Below are 6,879 nucleotides of genomic sequence, written 5' to 3'. Positions count from 1 at the left end.
TTTATCAAGAAAAGATCACTATTCTTTTCTTCTTTACCTCGGAGAATGAAAACCCCCTGCTTACAAGGGGGGACTAAGGGGGGTAAAATTACGAACTATTTAACCTTGAGTCAATGACAAACATGATCTAAAAGTAGATTATCATATTTTCTGTATTTTCCCTGAATTATTTTTTTGAACCTTGACTAATTAAGTAAAATATGAATATTACAAAAAATACCCCAAAATTTTGCAGTCCGAAACCAAGAGCAGCTAAACCCATTGATATCAAAAATAACCAAAAGACAGCTTGAATAATCCACTTGACTAAATCAACGAGAAACTCAATAGTGTTTTTGAGCAAACTACCAGCAAAATTTATACTGAGTACAATCAACTTCTCCCATATAAAATTGCTCATAAATTCAATCAACGTCGGTTTCCGTTTTATCTGTAAGCCGTAAACAGTAATATGAGAATTGCGATATTCTTGATAAAGTAATTCATCAAACAAGATTTTAGAAAGTTTGTGTTCATTAGAATTAAGTCGGAGATATTTTTCATAAGTCATGTTATGAAATAAATCGTTAGTAACATGGCCTTGACTCACTTGATAGAAATATGCAGCTAACTCATATTCTTTTAACCTTGCCAATAATTCAGCTAAAGGTTGATATTCTTCGCTTTTATGATTTCCTTTTTGAATACTTCTCCAATCACTTATTAAACTTGCCCAAACTTGCTTTCGACGTTTAAAAAATTTCTGGTCTAGTTGTCCAGCAAAATAATCACAAATTAATTGTAAATCATATTTAACATCGCTAATAAACTCTTTCTGAGCATAAAACCAAGCACTACCATCTGTGGTTAATAACCAATATACACAATCTACCGATATTTGCTTACTCAATAAATTCATTAGTAGATAGTTAATCCCTTGTGTTAGTTGCTCTTGAGGACGAGGAAATAAAAGCCCAATATCTTTTTGCAATTCTAAAGATATAGTTTGATGCTGGTCAGGTTTTTTACCCCATTGAATATTCAACCATGCTAAAAACTCCGGTAATGTTTCTGGAATTATTATTGCTCTTAGGGTTATTAACCGCACCAATTGGGGACTATAAATTTTTTGTTTGATGGCAATTTCAGCACCTTCTTTATTAAATAGAGTTTCCCAATCTTCAGCAGTGACATTCTCATTTTCTAACCCTTCTACAATTACCCCCACCGCTTCCGGTTTGACTTGGGAACTGTGGATTAATTTCCTTATGGCTGGTCTTAGTGATGTTTCTAAGTTCATTGATTTCGTAAATTAGCTTTTAGTAAATTTGAACTCGTTCCCAGACTCCGGCTGGGAATGAGAGTTTGAGGCTCTGCCTCAAATACAGTAAATATAGTGGAGGCAGAGCCTCCCGTGGGCATTCCCCGGCAGAGCCAGGGAACGAGGGAATACAGTGGAGGCAGAGCCTCCCGTGGGCATTCCCTGGCAGAGCCAGGGAACGAGAGAATACATCCGGGGGACTAGGTGGAGTAATTTAACTCTACTACCTCACGGATTGGGTTTTTTGTTGACTGTTGGCTGTTCCCTGTTATGGTTTCATGGCTGCTAAAATATCATTTTTCAATTTTTGGTAAAGCTGAGAACTTCTTACATCATCAGTACCATTACTAGTATCAATTTTCTGTTCAAATGGCCATAAACATATCCCGAATATTTGCGGGTTACATTGATTGTTTTTATTCTTATTACTTGCAATTTTTTGATATGTTACATTCTTTTTAATTTGATAATTATAAATTGCTGTCACCCATTGCTTTTGAATCGCTAAATCTGTCGGTTCTTCACCAGATTTTAAATCCTCGTATTTAAGTCCTGTACTTCCTGTGAAACCTTCTAACTTTTGTACGACTTTTGTTCGTATATCTTCTTTTGTTTTTTCTACTAGTCCTGGATTTTGTTTTGTTTTTTCACTAACAATATCATCCACAACCGCTGGAACTAATTGCTTGATTTCACTAAAACTATAACTTGTCTCTGGCTTTAAAACTATAACCGGACAGTTTTTAATATCTTTGTTTTTATCATCTTTTTCAAAAGTCTTGCTACACAAAGATTTTTCAATATCAGTTGCACTAGTATAAGATTCCCAATTTTTCGTACCGATAAACCAACCACTGACTAACATGAATAGTGAAATAGGAACAACAAATTGAATTTTCATATCAACCTCCATAGTAATAAAATCAAGGACATGATCAATTAAATTTTTTTTCGGTTCAAGACGTAAACCAAAAACAACAGGTGAGCGACGATGTTGTTGATTAGCTACTTCATAATATAAATCTTTGTCAACTATTCCATCACTCACTTGATAAAAATATGCAGCTAAATCATATTCTCCGAACTTTTCAAATAATTCAGCAAAAGGTTGATATTCTTCTCTTTTAGAGTATCTTTGTTGAATACCTTGCCAACTATTGATTAAAGTTGCCCAAATTTGCTTTTGGCATTTAAAATCATTTTGCCATGAATCCTTTTTAATTGGTGGTTGTGGTTGAACATGATGGAGTTGTGAATCATTTTCATACCCCACAGGATAACTGGTAGTCAATGAATTAGGACTAAGGTAAGAACTGGTTTTGGATGCAGTCTTACGACTAGAAAAATGATGATAAATTAATTGTAAATCATTCTGAATATCAGTAATAAATTGTTTTTGTGCATAAACCCAAGCACTACCATCTGTGGTTAATAACCAACAAAGACTATCTACAGATATTTTCTGATTTAATAAATCTAATAGTAGATATTTAATCCCTTTTGCAAGTTGTTCCTTAGGTAATAAACCCCGAATAGCTTTTTGCAACTCTAAAGATATAGTTTGATGCTGGTCAGGTTTTTTACCCCCTTGAATATTCAACCATGCTAAAAACTGCGGTAATGTTTTTGGAATTACTATTGCTCTTAGGGTTATTAACCGCACCATTTGGGGACTATAAATTTTTTGTCTAATGGCTTGTTCCGCACCTTGAGCATTAAATAATTTTTCCCAATATTCAGCGGTAACTTCTTTATTTTCTAACCCTTTAACAATTTCCTGTACTACTTCTGGCTTGACAGTGGAATTATTGATTAAACTGCGAATGGCAGATTTTAAGGCTGCTTCATCAACATTTATTGCGGAAACAACCTGACCTGCATTAGCAATAGCTCGTTTTAATCCTTCATAAGCCTTTTGTGATGCTGGTTGAATTACCTGAAACCGTTCTGGTTTTTCTAATGCTTCTACATTAAAAGCCCACGCAACAGGTAAAACTTTTTTAGACTTGTTAAATTTTGTGATTGCTAAAGCGTTAAGAGTATATAAATCATGTTGATTTTCTGCTGGTAATACTATTGCTTGATCTTGTGCAAACGGTAAAGATTTATCCTCATTTGTCACTTCAGGTAAACCTGATTCTTTCATAAATAAAAAAGGACTATCTTGAAAATCTAAAGGGTTAAATGTTGGTTTTTGGTTTTGTTCCCACCAAGCCAATATAAACCGTAAATTATGATCTCCCTGACACAAAAAATAACGATAAAAAGCCGCACTGCGTCCCACTTCATCCTGTCCTCGTGTGACAACAGCCATGACAGACCAAACATCATCACCACTTCCTACTACCCGTCCGATAATTGCTGGTTCTTTTGTAGATGATCCTTCAGTTAAAGCAAATTCTTGATTAGCAATAGACCTTTCCACAACTGTAGGAATATCTTTCATGGTTGTGTTCATATATTGTCCTGTAAAACCCAAGGACACCCAACCATTAGCCCTTGCTTGAAAGTGAATACCTGTACTAAATTCGTGAATTTCAATATTTGGTGAACTCATGTTTTTAACCTTTATCTAAGAAGATGTTTGGGAAATCATAAAGTTTATTGAAAGACCTCTCTCCAAACCTCTCTCCTGCAAGGAGAGAGGCTTTGAAATTCCCATTCCAGTTCCCTCTCCTCGTAGGAGAGGGTTAGGGAGAGGTAGAAAACGGGGATCTCCTTTCATACATGATCTAATTCCTGATGACGTGAACCTGTACAAAGCCAATAAATAGGAGCAACTAAACCAAAAGGCCGCCAAAGTTTGGGATTTTTAATTACTGCTGTTACCCCTCCCCTACTTCTACTTAATAAGTTAACATTTGGCTCTGGATATTTACTACCCAACATCCCAAAAGCCGAAGCTGTAAAAAATTCTATATCACCTCCTCCCATTTGTTGCCATGATTGTAATTTCCTGCAAACTTGGGGAAACCTTGCTGATGCTAAGAACGCTGGTTTATCTCGATTTACCCACAAATCAGATTGTTCACATTTATTCAATACTAAGGCAATGCGCCGCTTACTTCCACCCAGATCATTCCGGTCAAGTGCTAACAGCAATTTATCTAAACCATTGGCATATTCTAAATCTTTGCGCCGACTACTACCATCAACCAAAAACAGAATACCATTACACTGTAAACAGTCTTCTAAATAATCATCTAATTGGGTATTTTTACCGCGATGTAATAAACCATCGAAAAATTCACCAGAATAATCTTTAGAACTGATATTTAAATTCAGTAATTTAGAACCTAATTTTTTTTCTTTCAGGGTAATTTGTAAAGTGCAATCAGCCAATCCTGATACATTTAAAGCTAATGGAGTTTTTTCTAGTTCTAACCCTTGTTCTAAGATATTTTGAGCTTTACTAAGTAAGTCTTCTCCCCCTTCGTCCACAGCCGTTACAGCCTGAACTGGACTATCAGGATCAGCATTTGGCCATCGGGCTAAGGAGGCCATATATGTAGTTTTTCCAGAAGAGCGATCGCCTATAACTCGCAACACCGCACTGCTTTGTAATGGGGTCTGATTTTTATTCTTAAATAAATTAAACATCTTCTTTCATCCTCTTACCTGTACTTAACCAATAGAGAGGTGAAATCATGCCATAGGGCGACCAGTTATCGGTTTCTCGTAACACTGAATATCTGCCCCCTTGTCCTAATTCTTCCTTACGATTGGGGCGCGGATCTTTATTTCTTAAAACCCCAAAGGTAGATATGGCATAAAACTGTAAATTTTTATGAGAAATATTGTCTTTTAAAAATGACAGTGTTTCCGGGAAATGAATAGCAAATAAATCATTTTCAGGATCTAAACGACCAGGCCACAGTTCCCCCCGTTCACATTTACTCATGGCTACAGCTAACCGTAAATCATGCAATCTTCCCTGTTTATCCATTAAATCTATAAACCTTTTAAAGACTCGTTTATAAAATTTATCTGTTCCTTGTCTCCACTCTGTTAATAAAATTAAACACCCTTGAGAATCTTTACTTAAACACTCATTCATATATTCTTCATGTAATGGATCAGCAGACACTGATTCTAACTCATCAAAAATTAGCCCTGGGTAGTCTCGTACTGCTAAATTAATTTTTTCTGTTTTTTGCCATTTTCTTTCAATCTCAATCATAAATGAATATACTTTTAAATCATCAATTGTTCTCACATATTTTTCAGTAGGTTCTAAGGATGCACCCTCTAAAATAATGTTTTCCGCCTTGTCTGCTAATTCTCTAGTTTCTTCATTCAACGCTTGAACTTTAAAATTTTTATTTTTCTGCTTTGCTCTTGATGGTTGATAAGCCAAAGCCGCTAAATAAGTAGTTTTGCCAGAAGCACGTGGTCCGATTACATAAATGTTGCCCATGTTACACCTTTTTAATTATTTAAAGAACAGAGAATGACGAATATAGCCCCGGCGATGGTTTCAATCTATGAAAAAATTTGTTTAACATAATTTCTACCTATTTCGCTAAAAAACTACCCAAATAAATCCAAGGTAATTCTAATAAACCTCGATGATGAATAGATGTAATAAAACACCGCACCGAGCCACCGGAAAGACCATTATTCAATTGTTCTAATTGGGAATAAATCGGACGGAAATATCTTTGTAAAACATAAGTATGCCGCTGCTGCCAGTTCAGGGAACTACCATAAGGCTTGTAAGCCAGTTTACCACCTTCCTGGGATAAATCACAAAATAAATCAGCTTTATTGATACAAATAGCTAAATGTCTAACATTGGGACATTGGTGATGGAAAAATTTCACCCATCTGTCAAAGCGATTACACCATTGTTTTTGCGTGACAAACTGCTCCACATCTGTACCTGGTTGTAAATCCATGCCCCGATGGGGTGGCAGAATCAGTAACAGTCCCTCACTGTTACGAATAGTTTGTAAAAATTGATTCCATCGTTCAGGACTATCCTTTTGCAAATTCCTGTCCCACACCCCCCCCGCTGTATCAATCCAATCTACCACCATTTGCTTATTACCAGACGGTAGCCGCACCTCCATCTCTAAATACCTGGGGTGTGGCATTTGCCGAGGTGTTGCGTAGGGCTGTGAGTTCTCATCCAACAATTGCACCCTCAGATTGTCATAATCGAGATTGGCAACTTTGACATATTCACCTTTGGGGTTGACTAACTCTAGTGCTAAGTGAGTCTTACCTGTTGCGCGATCGCCTATGTATACTACTCCCACCTTGATTATCTTTAGTACATTGGGTATATTTAAGTGTCATTATACAATAATTGTTTTGATACAAATAATCATTTTTAGATCAAGTTTTGAAAAATTAATCATCAGCTGATTTTCTTGATTGCAAGATATACAGATATACAGCAGATTTGTAAGTCAAATTCTTGTGGGGTGGGCATCCCTGCCCGCCTAAGTATATGATAGGAATTAGGTGGGTTTTAACTTACACACCTAAATTCACTTAATATCTAATAAGGATCTAAATCAAACCGTCCCCGCTTGACACTTCTGAGATAATAACCTCGTGAGGGTAGTTTATTC

At 36.0% G+C, this 6,879-nt stretch carries 5 protein-coding genes; all 5 read right to left on the bottom strand.

Features of this window, described 5'->3' with window-relative positions; translation table 11 throughout:
- Window positions 1–166 precede the first annotated feature (166 nt).
- Entirely contained in the window at window positions 167–1,279 is a 1,113-nt protein-coding gene (locus tag ACIR131C_RS21370) for a hypothetical protein (RefSeq protein WP_028088668.1), read from the bottom strand.
- A gap of 289 nt (window positions 1,280–1,568) precedes the next feature.
- Window positions 1,569–3,857, bottom strand: coding sequence for a hypothetical protein (locus ACIR131C_RS21365; RefSeq protein ID WP_051347432.1), 2,289 nt, complete (start codon window positions 3,855–3,857; stop codon window positions 1,569–1,571).
- A 164-nt stretch (window positions 3,858–4,021) separates the two neighbouring features.
- Window positions 4,022–4,900: a GTPase domain-containing protein gene (locus tag ACIR131C_RS0100520; protein WP_028088667.1), complete on the bottom strand. Its 879-nt coding sequence runs from the start codon at window positions 4,898–4,900 to the stop codon at window positions 4,022–4,024.
- Complete coding sequence (locus ACIR131C_RS0100515) at window positions 4,893–5,717, bottom strand: hypothetical protein (protein WP_028088666.1); 825 nt, start codon at window positions 5,715–5,717, stop codon at window positions 4,893–4,895. Before ACIR131C_RS0100515 ends, ACIR131C_RS0100520 begins: the two co-directional genes overlap by 8 nt.
- Window positions 5,718–5,814: 97 nt before the next feature.
- The gene (locus ACIR131C_RS0100510) at window positions 5,815–6,561 is read right to left on the bottom strand and encodes a hypothetical protein (RefSeq protein ID WP_028088665.1); all 747 of its coding nucleotides are present in this window, start codon (window positions 6,559–6,561) and stop codon (window positions 5,815–5,817) included.
- Window positions 6,562–6,879: the final 318 nt, after the last annotated feature.

It is taken from the genome of Dolichospermum circinale AWQC131C, from assembly GCF_000426905.1.
Taxonomy (GTDB): Bacteria; Cyanobacteriota; Cyanobacteriia; order Cyanobacteriales; family Nostocaceae; genus Dolichospermum; species Dolichospermum circinale.
The sequence above is the reverse complement of the archived record's forward strand: the minus strand, read 5'-3'. Positions and strand labels throughout refer to the sequence as shown.

Coding starts and splice junctions, on each gene's coding strand:
- ACIR131C_RS0100515 (WP_028088666.1), bottom strand. CDS start 5,717: ATGGGCAACATTTATGTAATCGGACCACGTGCTTCTGGCAAAACTACT.
- ACIR131C_RS21365 (WP_051347432.1), bottom strand. CDS start 3,857: ATGAGTTCACCAAATATTGAAATTCACGAATTTAGTACAGGTATTCAC.
- ACIR131C_RS0100520 (WP_028088667.1), bottom strand. CDS start 4,900: ATGTTTAATTTATTTAAGAATAAAAATCAGACCCCATTACAAAGCAGT.
- ACIR131C_RS21370 (WP_028088668.1), bottom strand. CDS start 1,279: ATGAACTTAGAAACATCACTAAGACCAGCCATAAGGAAATTAATCCAC.